This is a genomic window from Escherichia sp. TW14182 (genome assembly GCF_000208525.1).
GTDB classification, from domain to species: domain Bacteria; phylum Pseudomonadota; class Gammaproteobacteria; order Enterobacterales; family Enterobacteriaceae; genus Escherichia; species Escherichia ruysiae.
On the sequence record NZ_AEJZ01000049.1, the window covers coordinates 14,055 to 34,402 of the forward strand.

Annotated in this window: 21 protein-coding genes and 1 pseudogene; 8 read left to right on the plus strand and 14 right to left on the minus strand. The window is 49.9% G+C overall.

The window, feature by feature from the left end; translation table 11 throughout:
- Nucleotides 1-243: 243 nt before the first annotated feature.
- Nucleotides 244-807, plus strand: coding sequence for an alkyl hydroperoxide reductase subunit C (ahpC, locus tag EQY_RS0104870; protein ID WP_000052796.1), 564 nt, complete (start codon nucleotides 244-246; stop codon nucleotides 805-807).
- 244 nt (nucleotides 808-1,051) lie between these two features.
- On the plus strand, nucleotides 1,052-2,617 hold the full coding sequence (ahpF, locus tag EQY_RS0104875) for an alkyl hydroperoxide reductase subunit F (protein WP_032224910.1): 1,566 nt from the start codon (nucleotides 1,052-1,054) through the stop codon (nucleotides 2,615-2,617).
- Between the two features lie 119 nt (nucleotides 2,618-2,736).
- Here the strand turns inward: ahpF and uspG are convergent, their stop codons facing one another.
- From uspG to citC, 11 genes are all read right to left on the minus strand, one after another.
- On the minus strand, nucleotides 2,737-3,165 hold the full coding sequence (gene uspG / locus EQY_RS0104880) for a universal stress protein UspG (RefSeq protein WP_010346594.1): 429 nt from the start codon (nucleotides 3,163-3,165) through the stop codon (nucleotides 2,737-2,739).
- A gap of 123 nt (nucleotides 3,166-3,288) precedes the next feature.
- A complete protein-coding gene (yldA, locus tag EQY_RS27275; protein ID WP_016159109.1) occupies nucleotides 3,289-3,378 on the minus strand; it encodes a small membrane protein YldA in 90 nt (29 codons plus the stop codon).
- Between the two features lie 142 nt (nucleotides 3,379-3,520).
- Nucleotides 3,521-3,931, minus strand: coding sequence for a nucleoside diphosphate kinase regulator (gene rnk / locus EQY_RS0104885; RefSeq protein WP_000089725.1), 411 nt, complete (start codon nucleotides 3,929-3,931; stop codon nucleotides 3,521-3,523).
- 229 nt (nucleotides 3,932-4,160) lie between these two features.
- On the minus strand, nucleotides 4,161-4,967 hold the full coding sequence (rna, locus tag EQY_RS0104890; protein WP_010346591.1) for a ribonuclease I: 807 nt from the start codon (nucleotides 4,965-4,967) through the stop codon (nucleotides 4,161-4,163).
- A gap of 113 nt (nucleotides 4,968-5,080) precedes the next feature.
- The gene (citT, locus tag EQY_RS0104895; protein ID WP_000050311.1) at nucleotides 5,081-6,544 is read right to left on the minus strand and encodes a citrate/succinate antiporter CitT; all 1,464 of its coding nucleotides are present in this window, start codon (nucleotides 6,542-6,544) and stop codon (nucleotides 5,081-5,083) included.
- 50 nt (nucleotides 6,545-6,594) lie between these two features.
- On the minus strand, nucleotides 6,595-7,473 hold the full coding sequence (gene citG, locus EQY_RS0104900) for a triphosphoribosyl-dephospho-CoA synthase CitG (RefSeq protein WP_000026691.1): 879 nt from the start codon (nucleotides 7,471-7,473) through the stop codon (nucleotides 6,595-6,597).
- Entirely contained in the window at nucleotides 7,448-7,999 is a 552-nt protein-coding gene (gene citX, locus EQY_RS0104905) for a citrate lyase holo-[acyl-carrier protein] synthase (RefSeq protein ID WP_000550393.1), read from the minus strand. The genes citG and citX overlap by 26 nt, the downstream gene beginning before the upstream one ends.
- A gap of 3 nt (nucleotides 8,000-8,002) precedes the next feature.
- Nucleotides 8,003-9,535, minus strand: a complete 1,533-nt coding sequence (citF, locus tag EQY_RS0104910) for a citrate lyase subunit alpha (protein WP_000192233.1) — start codon at nucleotides 9,533-9,535, stop codon at nucleotides 8,003-8,005.
- Nucleotides 9,536-9,545: 10 nt separating this feature from the next.
- Entirely contained in the window at nucleotides 9,546-10,454 is a 909-nt protein-coding gene (gene citE, locus EQY_RS0104915; RefSeq protein WP_000622357.1) for a citrate (pro-3S)-lyase subunit beta, read from the minus strand.
- Nucleotides 10,451-10,747: a citrate lyase acyl carrier protein gene (gene citD / locus EQY_RS0104920; RefSeq protein WP_000700703.1), complete on the minus strand. Its 297-nt coding sequence runs from the start codon at nucleotides 10,745-10,747 to the stop codon at nucleotides 10,451-10,453. Before citD ends, citE begins: the two co-directional genes overlap by 4 nt.
- A gap of 14 nt (nucleotides 10,748-10,761) precedes the next feature.
- A complete protein-coding gene (gene citC / locus EQY_RS0104925) occupies nucleotides 10,762-11,820 on the minus strand; it encodes a [citrate (pro-3S)-lyase] ligase (protein ID WP_000467676.1) in 1,059 nt (352 codons plus the stop codon).
- Nucleotides 11,821-12,198: 378 nt separating this feature from the next.
- Between citC and dpiB the strand changes: the two genes are divergently transcribed.
- Both dpiB and dpiA read left to right on the plus strand, forming a co-directional pair.
- Nucleotides 12,199-13,857, plus strand: a complete 1,659-nt coding sequence (gene dpiB / locus EQY_RS0104930; protein WP_000938911.1) for a sensor histidine kinase DpiB — start codon at nucleotides 12,199-12,201, stop codon at nucleotides 13,855-13,857.
- Nucleotides 13,826-14,506 (plus strand): two-component response regulator DpiA, encoded by a 681-nt coding sequence (gene dpiA, locus EQY_RS0104935; protein ID WP_000126493.1) that lies wholly within the window; start codon nucleotides 13,826-13,828, stop codon nucleotides 14,504-14,506. Before dpiB ends, dpiA begins: the two co-directional genes overlap by 32 nt.
- Nucleotides 14,507-14,544: 38 nt before the next feature.
- Here dpiA and dcuC read toward each other — a convergent pair whose 3' ends face one another.
- A complete protein-coding gene (gene dcuC, locus EQY_RS0104940; protein WP_000955045.1) occupies nucleotides 14,545-15,930 on the minus strand; it encodes an anaerobic C4-dicarboxylate transporter DcuC in 1,386 nt (461 codons plus the stop codon).
- 688 nt (nucleotides 15,931-16,618) lie between these two features.
- Between dcuC and pagP the strand changes: the two are divergent.
- A pseudogene (gene pagP / locus EQY_RS27200) lies at nucleotides 16,619-16,892 on the plus strand (lipid IV(A) palmitoyltransferase PagP); the annotation flags it as partial.
- Between the two features lie 174 nt (nucleotides 16,893-17,066).
- Nucleotides 17,067-17,276: a transcription antiterminator/RNA stability regulator CspE gene (gene cspE, locus EQY_RS0104950; protein ID WP_000034825.1), complete on the plus strand. Its 210-nt coding sequence runs from the start codon at nucleotides 17,067-17,069 to the stop codon at nucleotides 17,274-17,276.
- A gap of 53 nt (nucleotides 17,277-17,329) precedes the next feature.
- Here the strand turns inward: cspE and crcB are convergent, their stop codons facing one another.
- Entirely contained in the window at nucleotides 17,330-17,713 is a 384-nt protein-coding gene (gene crcB, locus EQY_RS0104955; protein WP_000939738.1) for a fluoride efflux transporter CrcB, read from the minus strand.
- Between the two features lie 92 nt (nucleotides 17,714-17,805).
- Here crcB and EQY_RS0104960 point away from each other — a divergent pair, with 92 nt between their 5' ends.
- Together EQY_RS0104960 and tatE are read left to right on the plus strand one after the other, a co-directional pair.
- A complete protein-coding gene (locus tag EQY_RS0104960; RefSeq protein WP_024212406.1) occupies nucleotides 17,806-18,594 on the plus strand; it encodes a deaminated glutathione amidase in 789 nt (262 codons plus the stop codon).
- A 128-nt stretch (nucleotides 18,595-18,722) separates the two neighbouring features.
- On the plus strand, nucleotides 18,723-18,926 hold the full coding sequence (gene tatE / locus EQY_RS0104965; protein WP_000503931.1) for a twin-arginine translocase subunit TatE: 204 nt from the start codon (nucleotides 18,723-18,725) through the stop codon (nucleotides 18,924-18,926).
- A gap of 98 nt (nucleotides 18,927-19,024) precedes the next feature.
- Here tatE and lipA read toward each other — a convergent pair whose 3' ends face one another.
- Nucleotides 19,025-19,990: a lipoyl synthase gene (gene lipA, locus EQY_RS0104970; RefSeq protein ID WP_000042625.1), complete on the minus strand. Its 966-nt coding sequence runs from the start codon at nucleotides 19,988-19,990 to the stop codon at nucleotides 19,025-19,027.
- Nucleotides 19,991-20,348 lie beyond the last annotated feature (358 nt).

Genomic DNA, 20,348 nt, shown 5'->3' on the forward strand with positions numbered 1-20,348 from the left:
CATCATTGCAACACCGCAGCCTGTTGAACAGGCGCTGAAGATACCAAAGGGTAGTTCAGGTTATGCGGTCACCTGGAAAGGGGACCCTTTTTACTTTTTATCGCCGCTGGCGGTGCAAAGTTCACAAAGTTGTCTTACGAAGGTTGTAAGGTAAAACTTATCGATTTGATAATGGAAACGCATTAGCCGAATCGGCAAAAATTGGTTACCTTACATCACATCGAAAACACGGAGGAAGTATAGATGTCCTTGATTAACACCAAAATTAAACCTTTTAAAAACCAGGCATTCAAAAACGGCGAATTCATTGAAATCACCGAAAAAGATACCGAAGGCCGCTGGAGCGTCTTCTTCTTCTACCCGGCTGACTTTACTTTCGTATGCCCGACCGAACTGGGCGACGTTGCTGACCACTACGAAGAACTGCAGAAACTGGGCGTAGACGTATACGCAGTATCTACCGATACTCACTTCACCCACAAAGCATGGCACAGCAGCTCTGAAACCATCGCTAAAATCAAATATGCGATGATCGGCGACCCGACTGGCGCCCTGACCCGTAACTTCGACAACATGCGTGAAGACGAAGGTCTGGCTGACCGTGCTACCTTCGTTGTTGACCCGCAGGGTATCATCCAGGCTATCGAAGTTACCGCTGAAGGCATTGGCCGTGACGCGTCTGACCTGCTGCGTAAAATCAAAGCAGCACAGTACGTGGCTTCTCACCCAGGTGAAGTTTGCCCGGCTAAATGGAAAGAAGGTGAAGCAACTCTGGCTCCGTCCCTGGACCTGGTTGGTAAAATCTAAATTTCCTTCGTCTTTCACGCCATAGCGGCGTTGGCGTCGCCCGCTCACCCCGGTCACTTACTTGTGTAAGCTTCCGGGGATTCACAGGCTAGCCGCCTTGCTCTGGCGTGAAATACTTCGGAAATTCACCTAATTCTTCGGGTGCTGCGGCACCCGATTTTCTTCTCTACACCATGATGCAAGCTGCATCCAGGTAGCCGATGAGGCCGCTTGCATGATGATGTTTAAAGCCCAGGAGATAAACATGCTCGACACAAATATGAAAACTCAACTCAAGGCTTACCTTGAGAAATTGACAAAGCCTGTTGAGTTAATTGCCACGCTGGATGACAGCGCAAAATCGGCAGAAATCAAGGAACTGTTGGCTGAAATCGCTGAACTGTCAGACAAAGTCACCTTTAAAGAAGATAACAGCTTGCCGGTGCGTAAGCCGTCATTTCTGATCACTAATCCAGGTTCCAACCAGGGGCCGCGCTTTGCAGGTTCCCCGCTGGGTCACGAGTTTACCTCGCTGGTACTGGCGCTGTTGTGGACCGGCGGTCATCCGTCGAAAGAAGCACAATCTTTGCTGGAGCAGATTCGCCATATCGACGGTGATTTTGAATTTGAAACTTATTATTCGCTCTCCTGCCATAATTGCCCGGACGTGGTGCAGGCGCTGAACCTGATGAGCGTACTGAACCCGCGCATTAAGCACACGGCGATTGATGGCGGTACGTTCCAGAACGAAATTACCGATCGCAACGTGATGGGCGTTCCGGCTGTGTTCGTGAATGGTAAAGAGTTTGGTCAGGGTCGTATGACTATTTCCGAAATCGTTGCCAAAATCGATACGGGTGCGGAAAAACGTGCGGCAGAAGAACTGAACAAACGTGATGCTTATGACGTATTAATCGTCGGTTCCGGCCCGGCAGGTGCAGCGGCGGCCATTTATTCCGCACGTAAAGGCATTCGTACCGGTCTGATGGGCGAACGTTTTGGCGGTCAGATCCTCGATACCGTCGATATCGAAAACTACATCTCCGTACCGAAAACCGAAGGCCAGAAACTGGCTGGTGCGCTGAAAGTTCACGTTGATGAATACGATGTTGATGTAATCGACAGCCAGAGCGCGAGCAAACTGATTCCTGCGGCGGTTGAAGGCGGTCTGCATCAGATTGAAACGGCCTCCGGTGCGGTGCTGAAAGCACGCAGCATTATCGTGGCGACCGGCGCGAAATGGCGCAACATGAATGTACCAGGTGAAGATCAGTATCGCACTAAGGGCGTAACCTACTGCCCGCACTGCGATGGCCCGCTGTTTAAAGGCAAACGTGTGGCGGTGATTGGCGGCGGTAACTCCGGTGTGGAAGCGGCAATCGACCTGGCAGGTATTGTTGAACACGTAACCCTGCTTGAGTTTGCTCCGGAAATGAAGGCAGACCAGGTATTGCAGGACAAACTGCGCAGCCTGAAAAACGTCGATATCATTCTGAACGCGCAAACCACTGAAGTAAAAGGCGACGGCAGCAAAGTGACCGGCCTTGAATATCGCGACCGTGTTAGCGGCGATATTCACAACATCGAACTGGCCGGTATTTTCGTCCAGATCGGTCTGCTGCCGAACACTAACTGGCTGGAAGGCGCAGTAGAACGTAACCGCATGGGTGAAATCATCATCGATGCGAAATGCGAAACCAACGTTAAAGGTGTGTTTGCTGCTGGTGACTGTACGACTGTTCCGTACAAGCAGATCATCATCGCCACTGGCGAAGGTGCCAAAGCCTCTCTGAGTGCCTTTGACTACCTGATTCGCACCAAAACTGCATAAGAAGAAGTAAGATTCACCTGCTATTGTTTAGCCGCCGGGGTCAAATCTGGCGGCTTTTTTTCGTTATAAAAAACCTGCCGGGATTGCTCCGGGCAGGGCATCATAAATACGTTAATCTGTTAACGAACGACTAATACAGGCAGGTTGGTGTGGCGGATCACACTGGAAGCATTAGATCCTAACAGATGAGTTGAAATTGATGGATTACGTGAACCGATAACCACGACATCTGCATTCAGTTCTTTGGCTAACTCGTTCACCTCATCTCGCACGCTACCAAAACGTACATGAGTTTTGATACGGGAGGGATCAATATTGAAATGACCAACCATTGTCTGCAGGCGTTCTTCCGCCTCATGTTGCAAATGCTCTTCGAAACGACGCACATCGGCAGCAAAACGGTGCAGACTAAGGCTTGCGGCGCCAGGTAATACATGGAGTAAATGAATTACACCATCATCCTGGGCGAGAAATTCAGCATGACGAACGGCTTTGTCGCTTAATTCCATTTCAAATACGTCTACCGGCATAATGATTGTTTTGTACATAAGCATTCTCTCCTTGCTGTTGCATGAATACATAACATCACATTATTGATTGCAGTTCTGTGATTTGCGACGTTGATTTTATATCTATTAAGTATTGATTGGTAAAATATATTCACATAAACACTACCAGTGTTGCTCAAGGTATAGCACCGCGACAACAAGTATTGCCGCGATGAAAATATAAAATACTGTAATACCAAGAGCTTCACTCATAATGGAGTCCGCAGGTTGATAACCAGTTCAGATTAGAACGTAGCGGGGAAGAGCAAAATGATAAGTCTGGTTGATATTTGAACAGAAAGAGGATGCGGATGCATCCTCTGGGCAAAGCGAGTAAACGCTTGTGCAGATGGGATTAAAGCAGGTAGTCGCCAGCGGCTTCAGGCTGGTATTCGAGTTCCAGCACTTCAAGGTGGGTTGCGGTGCCGCCCGGAAGTTCCCAGTGAATGGTATCGCCAACGCGAAGTCCCAGCAGTGCGGCACCCACCGGAGCCATCACGGAAAGCTGAGTATTGCTGTCGGTCATTTTGGCCGGATACACCAGTGTGCGTACACGCACTTCGCCATCGCTAAGATTGCGGAATTTTACCCGGCTGTTCATCGTCACCACGTCGTGTGGCATCTCTTCTGGCCGACACATTTGGGCGCGATCCAACTCTGCGTTTAACGCGTCGGCGATTGGCAAACCGGCATAGGCGGGTTGCTCCAGCAGAATATCGATGCGTTCGGCATCCAGGTCGTTAATGATGATAGTTGGTCTGGACATTTTTACTCCATGTCGTCGGTACTGCGAGTGTCGCAGATAAACATACCCAAAAGAAAACCCTCACCGTCAGGCGGCGAGGGTTTAACTCATATGATGATACTGACTGTTGCTCACTCTTTGAAGTGATATACGTCACATTCAGGTAATTCCTCAATGCAGCGCATTATGTATATATATTAATCATCATGTTTTACGTAAAACGCGCGACGACGTTTTACAGATCAGATGATTAATAACCCACTTTATCAATCACAAAGGCTTTGCCACAGTTGCCAGGGTGTGGTTGTGGTAAGAATGAGTTTGCTGAGAGCGGTGCGTTGATGGCGTCAGCTTTTATCGAAATCTGGATTTCAGTCAAATACGCCGGGTTACCCTGGCACGTTAACTTGACCGCTTTGACGTTCTCTTTCCCCCAGCTTTTGGCAAAGGCCGCGTCAAAGTCACTGCGGCTTACGGTTTTACCGTAGTTATCCGCAAGGAATTTTCCGGCTGTGCTCTCTTTAATTTCTTGATTCAGACGCACCATCGTGCCGAAATAAGCGTCCGGGTCAAAACCAAAACAGGCACCATGTTTCGCGTATTCGTAACGTTCCAGACAGGAGCGTCCGCCAGCCCCTGGCATAACTTCACTCAGTTTAGCTGCGGTTTCCAGCGATAACCCGGTTTCCGGTGATGAACACATCCGGCTGGCGCGAGCTTCCGGCAAGTTCGGGATTGGACGAGTGGCGCAGCCGAAGCGCATCCAGCGGCGTTCATCAACGCCACGCGCTGCGACTGATTTTGGCAACCCCGGCCACAGGCCATGTACGGTCAGAAAATCAGCTTTGTTGGTCGTTTCGGTTTGCAGGCGACATTCATCTCGTTCGTTACGATTTCGATCGTGTTGACTCTGGCAAAATCCTGTTTGCCAGGAGAGAGCCAGGACATAGCGGTCAAAATCGCCATACTGTTTTGCCTGCAACGCAGCGGCGTTGACAGAAGATAAGGAGAGCAGAGAAGCCGTCAGTAAAGCGGCGTTACGCCAGAATGCTTTCATAATGGGTGTGGAACTCATACATACACTGAATACTATCTATTAAATCATAAAAAAGCCCGCCAGGTGGGGGTACCTGGCGGGCGTGATGATTTATTCAGCGTTTGACGAACGTATTAGTTCCACATGGCGAGAATCGGCCAGCCTACCAGAAGCAGCATGGCAATATAAATCACCCCGAAGATAGCGCCAAGACGCCAGTAATCTTTCGATTTCACATAGCCACAGCCGTAAATAATCACCCCAGGACCGGTTGCATACGGCGTCAGACAGCCCATGATACCGATAGACAGCACCAGCAGGATACACAGTTGTTCCATTGGTACGCCCAGAATCCCTTTACCGACGGCCAGAATGACTGGCAGCATAGTTGCGGTATGCGCAGACAGGCTGGCAAACAGGTAGTGTGCAAAGTAGAAGACCAGAACCAGTACAATCACTGTTGCGTGTGGTGAGAAACCTTCCAGGTGCGTACTCATGGTGCTGGCGAACCAGTCGATAAAGCCAGAACGGGTCAGGCCATTAGCCATGACAACCAGCGTTGCCAGGTTAACCAGCGTGTTCCATGCGCTGTTATAGCGGGTAATGTCTTTCCACGGCACAACGTGCAGCGCCAGCATCAGCGAAACTGCCAGCAGGCCAACCGCAGTGGCGTTAATCACTTCACTACCAAATACCCACAAACCTAAGCTGAGCAGAACAAGACCAATCAGCGTCCACTCTCTGCGAGTCAGGCGCCCCATAGTTTTCAGCTCGTCGCCTGCCCAGGTTGCCACTTCTTCACTATGAGTGACTTCCGGTTTGTACAGCACGTAGGAAAGCCACGGTGCAATGATAAGTAAGATAACCCCAACAGGCAGGAAGCAGAGGAACCACTGCAACCAGCTAATCTGGATACCGGCAATTTTGCTGACGAACTCCAGACCCAGCACGTTCGGTGCCGCACCGGTGACAAACATGGAGGAACTCAGACTGGTACTGATGACCATCATCCACATTAAATAGCCGCCAATACGACGCGCGGACGGATCGTTCGGGAATGATTTAAACAGCGGCGGCAGGTTTTTAATGACCGGGAAAACCGTACCCCCGGTACGTGCGGTGTTAGACGGTGTAAACGGAGCCAGCAGAATGTCGATAATGACAATTGCATAACCCAACGTCAGCGTGCGTTTGCCCATGAATTTCACCAGGAAAAGGGCAATACGACGGCCTAATCCGGAAACTTCATACCCTAATGCAAAGATAAATGCGCCAAATACCAGCCAGACAGTGGTACTGGAAAAGCCAGCCAGTCCCCATTTCAGTGCCTGTTTTTGGGCATTAAAAGCGGGGTCAGCTAATTCTTTGGCGTCAAAGAGCAGGTAATTACTGCCAATAACGCAAATAGTCACTGCAATAAAACTGATCGCCGTTGCCGGAATTGGCTCGAGGATCATGCCGACAATCATTGCCACAAACACGGCGAAGTAATGCCATGCCTGCGGCGGCATACCGTCGGGTACAGGGATAAGAAACATGACGCCCATCACCACCAGTGGGGCCAATAATTTCCATATCTTATCTTTTGCTAAAGACATACGGGTTCTCCGAAAATTAATATTTCCAAATTTATCAAGTGCTTAAATTATTAAATCTGTGCTAAAAACCAGGTAAGGATCAGCAGGTCGGCGCTGCCGCCTGGACTGAGATTTCGTTCGATACACTCCCTGTCGAACTGCCGGAGATAATCGAGATCGGCGGGGGTTCGGATGCCCCCTTTTTGCAATAATGTTTGCGCCTGGCGCTGTAGCCAGCGCAGGCCCCCCTCGCCACCGCGCGATGCGACGTTGGTATCGCCGTTGATCGCCATCAGTAGCAATAAGGTATCGAGCAATGCCAGTTCAGGATCCAGCCCCTGATCCAGCAGAGTGAGGTAATGCGGGAGGGCGCGGTTGATAACCAGCGGGTAGCCCGCTTCGGCTTCACCGCGCGCACCGGTAAGACCAAGTTGCTGATATAACCGTTGGCCTGCCGTTAGTTGTGGATTATTGGTGCGCAGTTCGCGATCGGTTAGACCACGGCAGAAACTGGCTGCCGTCGCACAAACGGTTTTGGGCATTACCGGCTGGTTGAGCTGAAGCAAACGACCAATTGCCGCACACATCAGCCCTAAAGAAAAAATACTGCCTTTATGGGTGTTTACACCAGCGGTAGCGCGGAACATATCGCCTTCGCAGGCCATACCAATTGGGCGTAATCCGCTGAGTACTGATTCTGGTGCCATTTCTGCACTACAGGCACCAAATTCAATGAAACGTGGTAGCCAGCCCTGAATCGCCAGCGCGCTACGGTGGAAATCTTCCAGCGACATATCTTTGTGCGCACCGCAGTTAATGCGATCCACGAGACCGGGTTTCGGTGACAGATTGACTTCAGTCAGCATGGCGCGCCAGCCCAGCAGGGCGTAGTCATTGATTAATGACGTCGCAAGCTTTGTGGTTTTAGTTGACGTTGCAGGTATCGACATCGTTCAGCAGCGCCTCCATACGGTTGAGTAAATCGGTCAGTTGGTGGGTTTTCCCACGCGCACAAACTGCCGCACTTTGCTCGCACAACAGGCAGCGGCGAGGCGGCAGTGAATAATTGTGGCGGGAGAGAATTTCGCCTTCGGGCGTCAGGACATCGATATCCCACAAACGTCCAAGAGCATGACTATGTTCAAGCTCAATGGTGGCGAGCTTGAGGTCGCGAGCCGGTGCGGCAATGCTCAACATGCCCTCCGGCCCGCTGGCGGAAACCAGTGCAGCCTGCTCCTGAATTTGCCAGCCCTGTTTTGCGGCTAAAGCACGCAGGGCAGTCACGCCATGATTAAAAATCCGGCGTGTGACCTCGCTGTCTTTAATCGGCCCAGGCGCAACCACGGTAAAGGAGACCAGTGGAACAGGATGGCGCTTGAGCCAGGCGTGTTGCCGTGCTTGCCTTTCATCCCGGCTGATGAGCAACTCGGGAATCGAAACCGCATGGTGGCTGGCGAGTTCAGGGAGCAGGTGCATGGCTTATTCCTTCACCTGATGTACAACATCAATCACTGAGCCATCGCGGTAACGCACGACGGCAACGACGCGGTCGGTGAATTCAATCGGCTGTGGTTCACCGGTCAACAGACGCGCACGTTCGCGCAGCCACTCAATGGAAACCACTTTAATGCCCGCTTCCTGCAGACGTTCTGCCAGTTCAGGACGTGCCGGGTTAACAGCGATACCGTGGTCGGTAACCAGGATATCGACGCTGGAACCCGGGGTGATGCAGGTCAGCACGTTATCCACCAGAGTCGGAATACGACCGCGTACCAGCGGTGCGACGATGATGGAAAGGGCGGATGCAATCGCGGTATCGCAGTGACCGCCGGAAGCGCCACGCAGTACGCCGTCAGAGCCAGTCAGCACGTTGACGTTGAACTGGGTGTCAATTTCCAGCGCGCTCAGTACCACCACGTCGAGACGATCAACCGATGCACCTTTCGAACCCCAGTTGGCGTACTGGTTGGCGCTGATTTCGATATGATTCGGGTTACGAGCCAGCGATTGCGCAGCGTGGCTGTCAAAGCTCTGCACATCCAGCAGTTTGCGGATCAGCCCTTTTTCGTGCAGATCAACCATCGTTGCGGTAATGCCGCCGAGGGCGAAGTCGGCGCGAATATCGCGGCTACGCATTTTGTCTTCCAGAAAACGGGTTACCGCAAGCGAAGCGCCGCCGGTGCCTGTCTGCATGGAAAAACCTTCTTTGAAGTAGCCAGAGTTGACAATCACATCTGCTGCGCTGCGGGCAATCAGCAGTTCGCGCGGGTTAGTGGTCATACGGGTCGCGCCTGCGCCGATTTTTGCGGCATCGCCAACGCGATCAACTTTGACGATCAGATCAACCTGATCCTGTTCAATACTGGCCGGGTTATGCGGATAAGGCAGCAGTTCCTCGGTGAGCATGACTACTTGTTTCGCATTGTCGGCATCGACCATCGCATAGCCAAGGGAGCCGCAGCAGGCTTTACCGGTGTAACCGTTGGCATTACCGAATTCATCACAGGACGGGACGCCGAGAAAAGCCACGTCGATATTCAGTTCACCGCTCTGTACCAGATGTACACGACCGCCGTGAGAGTGGATTTGTACCGGTTCAGCCAGCAGACCACGGGAGATTTCTTCCGCCAGTGGGCCGCGCAGACCAGAGGTATAAATGCGGGTGACCACACCCTGACGAATATGTTCTACCAGCGGTGCATGGCAGTCGCTCAAAGAGCTGGACGCCAGTGTCAGGTTTTTAAAGCCCATCTTCGCGATGACGTCCATCACCATATTGACGGTCAGGTCACCGCCACGGAAAGCGTGGTGGAAGGAGACGGTCATGCCGTCCTTTAAACCAGAACGACGAATAGCGTCTTCCAGGTTGGCGCACAGTTTGCGATCGCGCGCTTTTTCAGCCTGGTAGGTTTGCTTTGGCGAGTTCTGGAAAGCGGCAAGATCGCATTCAGCGCGACGATTCCAGGCCGCTACCCGTTCTTGTCGTTGAGATTGTTCAATTTTCTGCGTCATTTTGATTGCCTTATTCTTCGCGGATGCCGGAAAGTTCTGCGCGGGAGAGCACCAGACGGGCACGATCGATAACCGGACCGTCAACCATCTTGCCGTTCAGGGAAACCACACCGAGGCCTTCGCGAGCGGCGGCTTCAGCGGCTTCTACGACGCGGCGTGCGTGATCCACTTCTTTCTGGGTTGGTGCGTAGAGGTTGTGGAGCAGATCAATCTGACGCGGGTTGATCAGCGATTTGCCGTCAAAGCCCAGCTGTTTGATGTGGGCGGCTTCTTGCAGGAATCCGGCTTCGTTGTTGGCGTCGGAATAGACGGTATCGAACGCCTGGATACCGGCAGAGCGCGCGGCTTGCAAAATGGAGCAGCGAGCGAACAGCAGTTCCGTACCTTCCGGTGAGCGTTCAGTGCGCAGGTTACGCACGTAGTCTTCCGCGCCCAGCGCGATACCGATTAAACGTTCAGATGCGTGAGCGATTTCTACCGCGCGGGTAATACCCAGCGGAGATTCAATTGCCGCCAGCAAACCGGTGCTGCCCGGTTCGCGTCCACAGGCTTTTTCAATACGCAGGATCTCTTTTTCGATATCCAGCACATCCTGAGCGGTATCAGTTTTCGGCAGACGCACAACGTCTGCACCGCCGCGAACGACAGCTTCCAGGTCGTTAACACCCCATTCGGAATCCAGCGCGTTTACACGCACAATGGTTTCAATGTCGCGATACAGAGGATGTTGCAGTGCGTGGTAGACCATGCGGCGAGCGGTGTCTTTTTCACGCAGCGCCACGGAGTCTTCGAGGTCAAACATCAAGGCATCAGCCGGGTAGATGAAAGAGTTGCTGACCATCGCGGCATTAGCGCCAGGCACAAACAACATGCTGCGGCGGGTGCGGGTTTTACGTTGTTGCAGCGAAGCGGAAATCATTGGCAATCCTCCCATGGCAGAGCCGGGATACCGCTGGCGCGCGCCAGCAGGGCTTCCAGTCGTGCACGTAAAATGCAGTCCAGTGCGCCTTTGTCATCGACATTCAGCTGTACGCCGCGCACGTTATAGCGGGCGAGAACGTCCAGGATGGTGGTGCGAATCGCATCACCAAACTGTTTCTCAACGCTGCTGTTGATTTGCAGGTCGATATCCTGCGTATCGAGCGGGGCGATGCGTATCATCACATCCCCAGACTCAAGGGTGCCTGCAACGGCGGGCTGGTTTATTTTCATTTTTCACCTGTTTCTCATGCGGGGGTCTTTTGACGAGCTGCCGCGTCCTGACGGGAGTGTTCAAGCAGATTCTGCAAGTAATGCAGCGTGGCTGCCGGAACCAGCGGCGCGATAGCCGTGAGATCGTTTTTCACCAGCAGTTGGCGTACCCGGGAAGCGGATATCGGCATCTCCTGGTAACGCAGCCGCTCAATTTCAACCAGTTCAATGGGCGGTGCGGAGATAGTCGGTGTTTCCAGCCAGTAGCGCATATCCTGGTTGTACTGGGCGGTCACGCGGCAATAAGGTTCAGTACCGACAAAGCGATGGGTAACGCCCAATGCTGGAGCGAGGTACTGACGGAAAATCTTCAGATCAATTTCGGTGTAGCAATGGTTAATGACGCTCTGTTCTTTAATGAAGTAGCAGGGGAACGTGGCGCGGGAGATGATGTATTCGGAGCCGCGATGCACGGTCAGGCGCGGAATATCGGCGGTGCCTTTCAACACCAGATCCAGCCGGTCTTCATAGGGAAAGCGCGAAGAATCTTCTTTGACTAAAAACAGATGCAGCCAGTCACACTGTGCCGCTGCCTGTTGAATCAGATAACGGTGACCGTTAGTAAAGGGATTGGCGTTCATCACAATGCAGCCAATTTTGTTCCCTTCATGACGAAATTTTTTTAGTGACTCGGCATAGCGTTTCAGACGTGTGGCACTGTTTTCCATCAACACCATCACGCCTGGTACGCTGGTCAGCGTGTAAAAACCGCACTGGCGGAACAGCGCCTCGTATTCGATTTTGGTATAAATAAACAGATGCGTGCTGTGCCGTTCATAGGCGAGGTTTATCAGTTCGGTGGCTAATGTCAGCGCCAGTCCTTCACCGCGAACAGATTCGCTGATAGCGACGCACTTAATAATATTTCCGGCGATTCCACCGCAAGCGATAAGCTTTTCATTGCGGGTTACGGTAATAAATACTTCGACTGTTGTGTCAACGCTCAAATCATTGTCATGCAGAAATTGGGCAATTTCTGCCATTTTTTTATTTTCTGAACGTTTTACCCGGGTGAAAATATCATTGCCGAACATAATAAGTCATATCCTGAAGGTATGTGTTGTTATCAATTTGCAATGAATGTTAGTCAGTGTTGCAAACTGATAACCTTTTATTTTCAGTTGGGAGAAAGGGCAGCGAGCGAGGTATATCTGTTTCTCCTTTTGCCATACATCCTAAGGAGTATTGCGGCGTGAAATTTTGATTTATTTCACATAGAGTTAGTGGTTTTTTATTTATTTAATGGTTTTAAGTTTTTTAATTAATGTAATTGCGGATTGGTGCGTGGTTTTAAGTTATTTAATTGATTTAATGAATGAATTTTGCCACGATCATATTTGATTTTTATATATCGAGATTCAACATTTTAATTACATTCACCAAAAGACAGGGTTTACCCCGCAAGGAAAACAATGTTGCAGTTTAATGAGAATAAACAGTTTGCTTTTTTCGAACGACTGGCATTTCCGTTGCGTATCTTCCTGCTGATTCTGGTGTTCTCAATATTTGTCATCGCAGCACTGGCGCAATATTTTACGGCCAGTTTTGAGGACTATTTAACGCTTCATGTGCGCGATATGGCAATGAATCAGGCGAAAATTATTGCCTCCAATGACAGCATCATCACGGCGGTTAAAGCGCGTAATTACAAACGGCTGGCGACCATTGCCGATAAATTACAAAGAGATACTGATTTTGACTATGTGGTGATAGGTGACCGCAACTCGATCCGCCTTTACCATCCTAATCCCGAGAAAATTGGTTATCCTATGCAATTCACCAAACCCGGCGCGCTGGAGAAAGGGGAGAGCTACTTCATCACGGGTAAAGGGTCGATAGGTATGGCGATGCGTGCCAAAACACCGATCTTTGATGATGATGGCAAAGTCATCGGCGTGGTGTCGGTGGGTTATCTGGTCAGTAAAATCGATAGCTGGCGCGCCGAATTTTTATTACCAATGGCCGGCGTATTTGTCGTGCTACTGGGTATTCTGATGCTGTTGTCGTGGTTCTTAGCCGCACATATCCGCCGCCAGATGATGGGGATGGAACCGAAGCAAATTGCGCGGGTTGTTCGTCAGCAAGAGGCGCTGTTTAGTTCGGTTTATGAAGGGCTGATTGCAGTGGATCCGCACGGTGACATAACCGCCATCAACCGTAACGCAAGAAAAATGCTGGGGCTGAGTTCCCCTGGGCGGCAGTGGCTGGGCAAACCCATTGCAGAGGTGGTCAGACCCGCCGATTTCTTCACCGAGCAGATTGATGAAAAACGCCAGGATGTGGTGACAAATTTTAACGGCCTGAGCGTCATTGCTAATCGGGAGGCTATTCGTTCTGGTGACGATTTGCTGGGGGCAATTATCAGCTTTCGTAGTAAAGACGAAATTTCCACCCTCAATGCACAACTGACGCAAATTAAACAATATGTCGAAAGCCTGCGCACATTGCGTCATGAACATCTCAATTGGATGTCTACGCTCAATGGTCTGTTGCAGATGAAAGAGTATGATCGCGTGCTGGCGATGGTTCAGGGGGAGTCCCAGGCTCAGCAACAGCTTATTGACAGTCTGCGCGAAGCCTTTGCCGATCGCCAGGTGGCGGGGCTGTTGTTTGGTAAAGTACAGCGCGCCCGCGAACTGGGGCTAAAAATGACAATCGTCCCCGGCAGCCAGCTTTCTCAACTGCCGCCAGGGCTGGACAGTACTGAGTTTGCGGCGATTGTGGGCAACTTACTCGATAACGCTTTCGAAGCCAGTTTGCGCAGCGATGAAGGGAATAAGATAGTCGAGTTATATTTGAGTGATGAAGGCGATGATGTGGTGATAGAAGTCGCCGATCAGGGTTGCGGTGTCCCAGAGGCTCTGCGCGACAAAATATTTGAGCAGGGCGTCAGTACGCGTGCTGATGAACCCGGTGAGCATGGCATTGGGTTGTATCTTATTGCCAGCTATGTAACGCGCTGCGGTGGAGTTATCACTCTTGAAGAGAATGACCCCTGCGGTACTTTATTTTCAATCTATATTCCGAAAGTGAAACCTAATGACAGCTCCATTAACTCTATTGATCGTTGAGGACGAAACGCCGCTGGCAGAGATGCATGCGGAATATATTCGTCATATTCCCGGATTCAGTCAGATATTGCTGGCGGGAAACCTGGCGCAGGCCCGAATGATGATCGAGCGTTTTAAGCCGGGGCTTATCCTGCTGGATAACTATCTCCCTGACGGTAGAGGTATTAATTTACTGCATGAACTGGTGCAGGCGCATTATCCCGGTGACGTGGTGTTTACTACTGCTGCCAGCGATATGGAAACGGTATCTGAAGCAGTACGCTGTGGTGTGTTTGATTATCTGATCAAGCCAATTGCTTATGAGCGTCTGGGACAGACATTGACCCGTTTTCGCCAGCGTAAACATATGCTGGAAAGTATTGATAGTGCCAGTCAGAAGCAAATTGATGAGATGTTTAACGCTTATGCGCGTGGCGAACCGAAGGACGATCTTCCGACTGGTATTGATGCGTTGACACTTAACGCAGTGCGGAAACTTTTCAAAGAGCCAGGTGTGCAACATACGGCGGAGACGGTAGCGCAGGCATTGACCATCAGTCGCACTACCGCCAGACGTTATCTTGAATATTGCGCCAGCCGCCATCTTGTTATTGCTGAAATTGTTCACGGTAAAGTTGGCAGGCCGCAGCGCATTTACCACAGTGGCTGAAGAGAGTGCCGGAGGAAGCATACCTCCGGCAAGGAGAATTATTTACCTGTAACTGCGGCGGCTGTTCCGGGTACAATCAACTCTGTAGCCACGATGACAATCACCAGCCCAACAAGCACCGGCACCGAGGTGCGTTTAACCACTTCAAAAGGCGAAATTTTTGCCATCCCGGCAACCGCAACCACAACGCCAGAGACAGGCGAAATCGTGCGACCCAGGTTTGACGCCTGTAGCATTGGAATAGTCAGGTATGCCGGGTTAATGCCTGAAGAGTGCGCCAGTTTCGGGATCATCTCAACGAATGCATAGAATGGCGCATTGCCGGAACCCGTAGTCACCGCCGCCAGCATCGTCAGGATAACCAACACCAGCATGAGGATAATGCTCGCTGAACCAAACGAGGTAGCGATTGAGATCAGGCTCTGGATAAAACCGATGGTGCTAAGTCCCTGGGCAAATACCCCCGCAGCAACTAATAGCATTACCACGTTAGCGAAGGCATCAGCCATGCCGCGATAAGCCACTTCGAGGCCAGAAAAGACTTTTTGTGTATTAAAGCTGCGAATAAATTCCAGAACGGAGGCAATCAGCATACATATCACCAGAATGGTGATGATGTGCAATTGCGGACCCCATTTGCCGTCAAAAAATAGCACGCCAATGATCGGTGTGAACGGCAGAATGGCGTAAAACGCGGGGGCGGTGGTAGTGATTTCGCTGACATCTAACATTTCATGAGAGATGTGCTCTTTTTTATCCAGATAACGCTGCCAGAAAAAATGGGCTATCGCCATGCCGATAATTGCGGCAATTGAGATAGGCAGCGTCGTTTTGAAGGCGAAGTCAATTAACGGCATTTCGGAAGCCTGCGCCGCCAGCACCACATCACCAGAAGTTGGTGCGAGAATAATTGCCGCCGGTGAGGCGCAAATGGCAGCAGCCGCGCCGCGACTAATACCTACATTCACCATGACCGGGAACAACGTTGCCATCAGTAAAACGCCCAGGCCCGTTGCGGAGGAAACTGCCAGTGACATCAGGCAGGCAACAAAATAGGCGGCAATCATCAGCAGGTAAGGGGAGTTTATGTACTGCAGCGGTTTTGACGCCAGCTTGACGACCATATCGTTCGCGCCGATATGGGTCATATAAGCGGCAAAACCACACAGCATCATGATCATCATGCCAAGGTCGCCACCGCGACTCATCAGCAATATTTTAATGTATTCAACGATATCCGTGGCACTATAGCCCGTTGAAGTCTGGCTGGCAGGTAAAACTTTGTGCCCCATAATGGCACTGATAATCAGCAATAACAGACCACCTGCAAATAATACCCCGGTGGCGGAATACCCTTTAATGATGTAGCGAGCTACACCCACAATAACCATAACTCCAATAAGGAGCTCAATGAATGTCAGCATAATTTTTCCTGTTCCAGACTCCAAGGTAAATAATAACAAATTCCTAAGACTAAAGAAAAAATATGCCGAATAAATGGGTGGCGAATGCTGATTAAAATCAAGAAAAGCTACCATTAATACATTGATGTTTTTGTTTTTTATACCTGAATAACAAAATGCGTTTTTATGACCGGTATTTATCAATGTGGTTATGTATGCTAATTGATAAGTAATTGATGCACTTTTGTTAATCGCTTGATGGGAGAACCTTTTCTTACTTAAAAAATGATTTTCTGTATACGCGTGATGAGAGTGTAGGAGATGTTTATTTGCTGACTTATTATTTCATCTTGTTAAAAAATAAGGTTTTTTCTGTTGTAGATTGCGAACCGTGCTGGGATGAATTTTGTGATTAAGCAGCTATATGAAAGAAAAATACAACTTAAGTCTCCGGAATAATTTGATGATATTTTCTTGTATAACGCTATTAAATATTAAGTTTGTTCTTTAGGTTGAAGTAATTAAGGTTTGTTTATTTTAGTTTAGCTATGCTGACAGTGGATTTCTGATAAATATTTTATGGCCACTAATGGGCGCAAGTAAATGTATTGCCGTAATTCCCCTTGTTTTTATTGAGCGAATCCGTGTTGACTAAGTTTCTGCTGGTACGGATCTATGGATTACTACATTTAGATAGAATCTCGGTAAAACCTGGCATTCACTTTTCGCTTATAACAAAGAAAAAACGATCGCTATAACGAAAAATCGTGGGGCAGCGGTTTGGGTCAGTTGCGTTGGGATGAGAAAAGTAACGGGTACGGTTTGTACGTAACGACGCGTGATAACGGAAACGACATACCTGTCCCGGTGTACTGCCATTGGTTTGTGTGGGCTATGAGCTGGCTACTTTTCAGATGACCTATATTCCTGGCACCTACAACAATGGCAATGTTTACTTTGCCTGGATGCGGTTTCAGTTTTAGACAAGTTATGTTTTTACAAAACCTTTAAAAATCATAGCGTAAGGCAAGTATCACCAAAAATAACGCGACTTTTATCACTTTTTAGCAAAGTTGCACTGGACAAAGCGTACCACAATTGGTGTACTGGTAACCGACACAGCATTTGTGTCTATTTTTCATGTAAAGGTAATTTTGATGTCTAAGATTAAAGGTAACGTTAAGTGGTTTAATGAGTCCAAAGGATTCGGTTTCATTACTCCGGAAGACGGCAGCAAAGATGTGTTCGTACACTTCTCTGCAATCCAGACTAATGGTTTTAAAACTCTTGCTGAAGGTCAGCGCGTAGAGTTCGAAATCACTAACGGTGCCAAAGGCCCTTCTGCTGCAAACGTAATCGCTCTGTAAGATACGTCAGCAAGAATTCAAAACCCGCTTAATCAGCGGGTTTTTTTTGGTCTTTAGTGTGCGGTTGATGCTGAAAACAACCAGAAAGCCAGTGCAGTCATGGCAAAAGAACCTAACAGGTTTACGAAGACGTTCAGTAATGCCCAACCAAAACGCCCTTCCTGCAACAAAAACACCACTTCGGCTGAAAATGTTGAGAAGGTTGTCAACCCGCCACAAAATCCGGTGGTGATTAATACTTTCCACACTGGATCAATGTTTGTCATCCGACTGAACCAGGCAAATCCCATACCTATGATGAATGCGCCGATCAGGTTTGCTGCCAATGTTCCCAAAGGAATCGCCTGATGCAGCGGGTTAAATCGCATACTTAACAGCCATCTCGCCACGCTTCCCGTACCACCGCCAATAAAAACTGCTAAAAGGAGTTGTAACACTGCAAAATCCTGCTATTTGATTTGTATGAGTGATAAGTGTAACGCCGAATAATCATCGTTGGCGAATTTTACGACTTTGGCAGGAGGTGGTAATGCTGGTTGCCGCAGGACAATTTGCTGTTACATCCGTGTGGGAAAAGAACGCTGAAATTTGCGCCTCGTTGATGGCGCAGGCGGCGGAAAACGACGTCTCGTTGTTTGTCCTGCCGGAAGCCTTGCTGGCGCGGGACGATCATGATCCGGATCTATCTGTTAAATCAGCGCAGCGGCTGGAAGGCCAATTTATCGGGCGTTTATTGCGGGAAAGTAAACGTAACATGATGACGACGATTCTGACGATTCATGTTCCCTCTACGCCGGGGCGAGCATGGAATATGCTGGTGGCTCTTCAGGCAGGAAAAATTGTCGCTCGTTATGCCAAATTGCATCTTTATGATGCGTTTTCCATTCAGGAGTCGCGTCATGTTGATGCAGGTAATGAAATAGCCCCGTTACTGGAGGTCGAAGGCATGAAGGTCGGTCTTATGACCTGCTATGACTTACGCTTTCCGGAGCTGGCGCTGGCACAGGCTATACAGGGAGCAGAAATCCTGGTCCTTCCGGCAGCCTGGGTTCGCGGACCGCTCAAAGAGCACCACTGGTCAACGTTGCTTGCTGCTCGTGCTCTGGATACCACCTGTTATATGGTGGCGGCAGGGGAGTGCGGGAACAAAAATATCGGGCAAAGCCGGATTATCGATCCCTTTGGCGTCACCATTGCGGCGGCGGCAGAAATGCCGGCCTTAATCATGGCGGAAGTGACACCTGAACGCGTGCGTCAGGTACGTGCACAACTCCCCGTCTTAAACAACCGACGGTTTGCGCCACCGCAATTATTATGATGTTTTTTTATTCGGCGCTTGATTCACCTTGTTACAGATTGCTATTGTGTGCGCGCGTCGAATGACCGTTAATATTCTCTGGTTTTTAAGGCGCGTTCTGTTGCCGGTTTTATGTCAAGAAGGTATCTATGGGTGAGATTAGTATTACCAAACTGCTGGTCGTTGCGGCACTGGTCGTTCTGCTGTTTGGGACTAAGAAGTTACGTACGCTGGGCGGAGACCTTGGAGCGGCTATCAAAGGATTCAAGAAAGCGATGAATGATGACGATGCTGCGGCGAAGAAAGGCGCAGACGTTGATCTTCAGGCTGAAAAGCTCTCTCATAAAGAGTGACGTGGCGAGCAGGACGCTCCCTCTATATCTTGTTCGATAAAAAAACCCGCTTCAGATAGCGGGTTTTTATCAGACAGATGTAAGTAATTATTACGGGATTACTTAACTTCCATCCCTTTCGCCTGCAAATCAGCGTGGTAGGAAGAACGGACAAACGGACCACATGCAGCATGGGTAAAGCCCATCGCCAGTGCCTCGGCTTTCATTTCGTCGAACTCATCCGGGCTAACGTAACGTTGAACTGGCAGGTGATGGCGGCTTGGCTGCAAATATTGCCCCAGCGTTAACATGGTCACACCATGACGACGCAGATCTCGCATCACTTCAATAATTTCTTCATTGGTTTCGCCCAGACCCACCATTAAACCCGATTTGGTCGGGATTTCCGGATGCGCTTCTTTAAAGCGTTCTAAAAGTTTCAGCGACCAGTTGTAATCCGCGCCCGGGCGTACCTGACGGTAAATACGCGGCACGTTTTCCAGGTTGTGGTTGAACACGTCTGGCGGCGTGGCGGTCAGAATATCCAGCGCGCGATCCATACGACCACGGAAATCCGGCACCAGAGTTTCAATTTTGATTTCCGGGCTTTTTTCTCGAATGGCAGTAATGCAATCCGCAAAGTGCTGGGCACCGCCATCGCGCAGGTCGTCACGGTCAACGGAGGTGATAACCACATAACGCAGTGCCATATCGGCAATGGTCTGCGCCAGTTTCACCGGCTCATTGGCATCCGGAGCTACCGGGCGACCGTGGGCAACGTCACAGAACGGACAACGGCGGGTACAAATAGCGCCGAGGATCATAAACGTTGCTGTACCGTGGTTGAAGCATTCTGCCAGGTTAGGGCAGGAGGCTTCCTCGCAGACAGAATGCAGGCCATTTTTGCGCATTGCGGCTTTGATGCCCTGGATACGTGTAGAGTCTGCAGGAAGCTTGATTTTCATCCATTCCGGCTTGCGCAGCAGGGCTTCGCGCTCTGTTGCCACGTTTTTAACCGGGATAAGGGCCATCTTATCGGCATCGCGGTATTTTACACCGCGTTCCATCACAATGGGTTTACTCATAGCGTGCGTGTTCCAGTTGCGAATTACGAAGGAAAGCGTTCAACTCAATAGATTGTTGTAATTATCAACTATTTTTGAATTAACGACTGGCAGTATATCATTGAAACGGTCCAGAAAGCAGCCAAAGCGGTCGCGAAAATGTAAAATTGTTGTTTGTTTGTGCCATTTTGTCGTTTATCTCTGTGATCTGGCTGTAACAATAATTTTTTCAAATGACGTTGTCGGTAACATCAATCACTCATGAAGTCTGAGCACGCTGGATGAATGTGTTGTAATAGACAGCAAAATCCATTTGCCCCTCATTTAATGCTGAAAAGAGCTATTTCTCCGTAATATTCCGGTGACCTCATCTTCACAG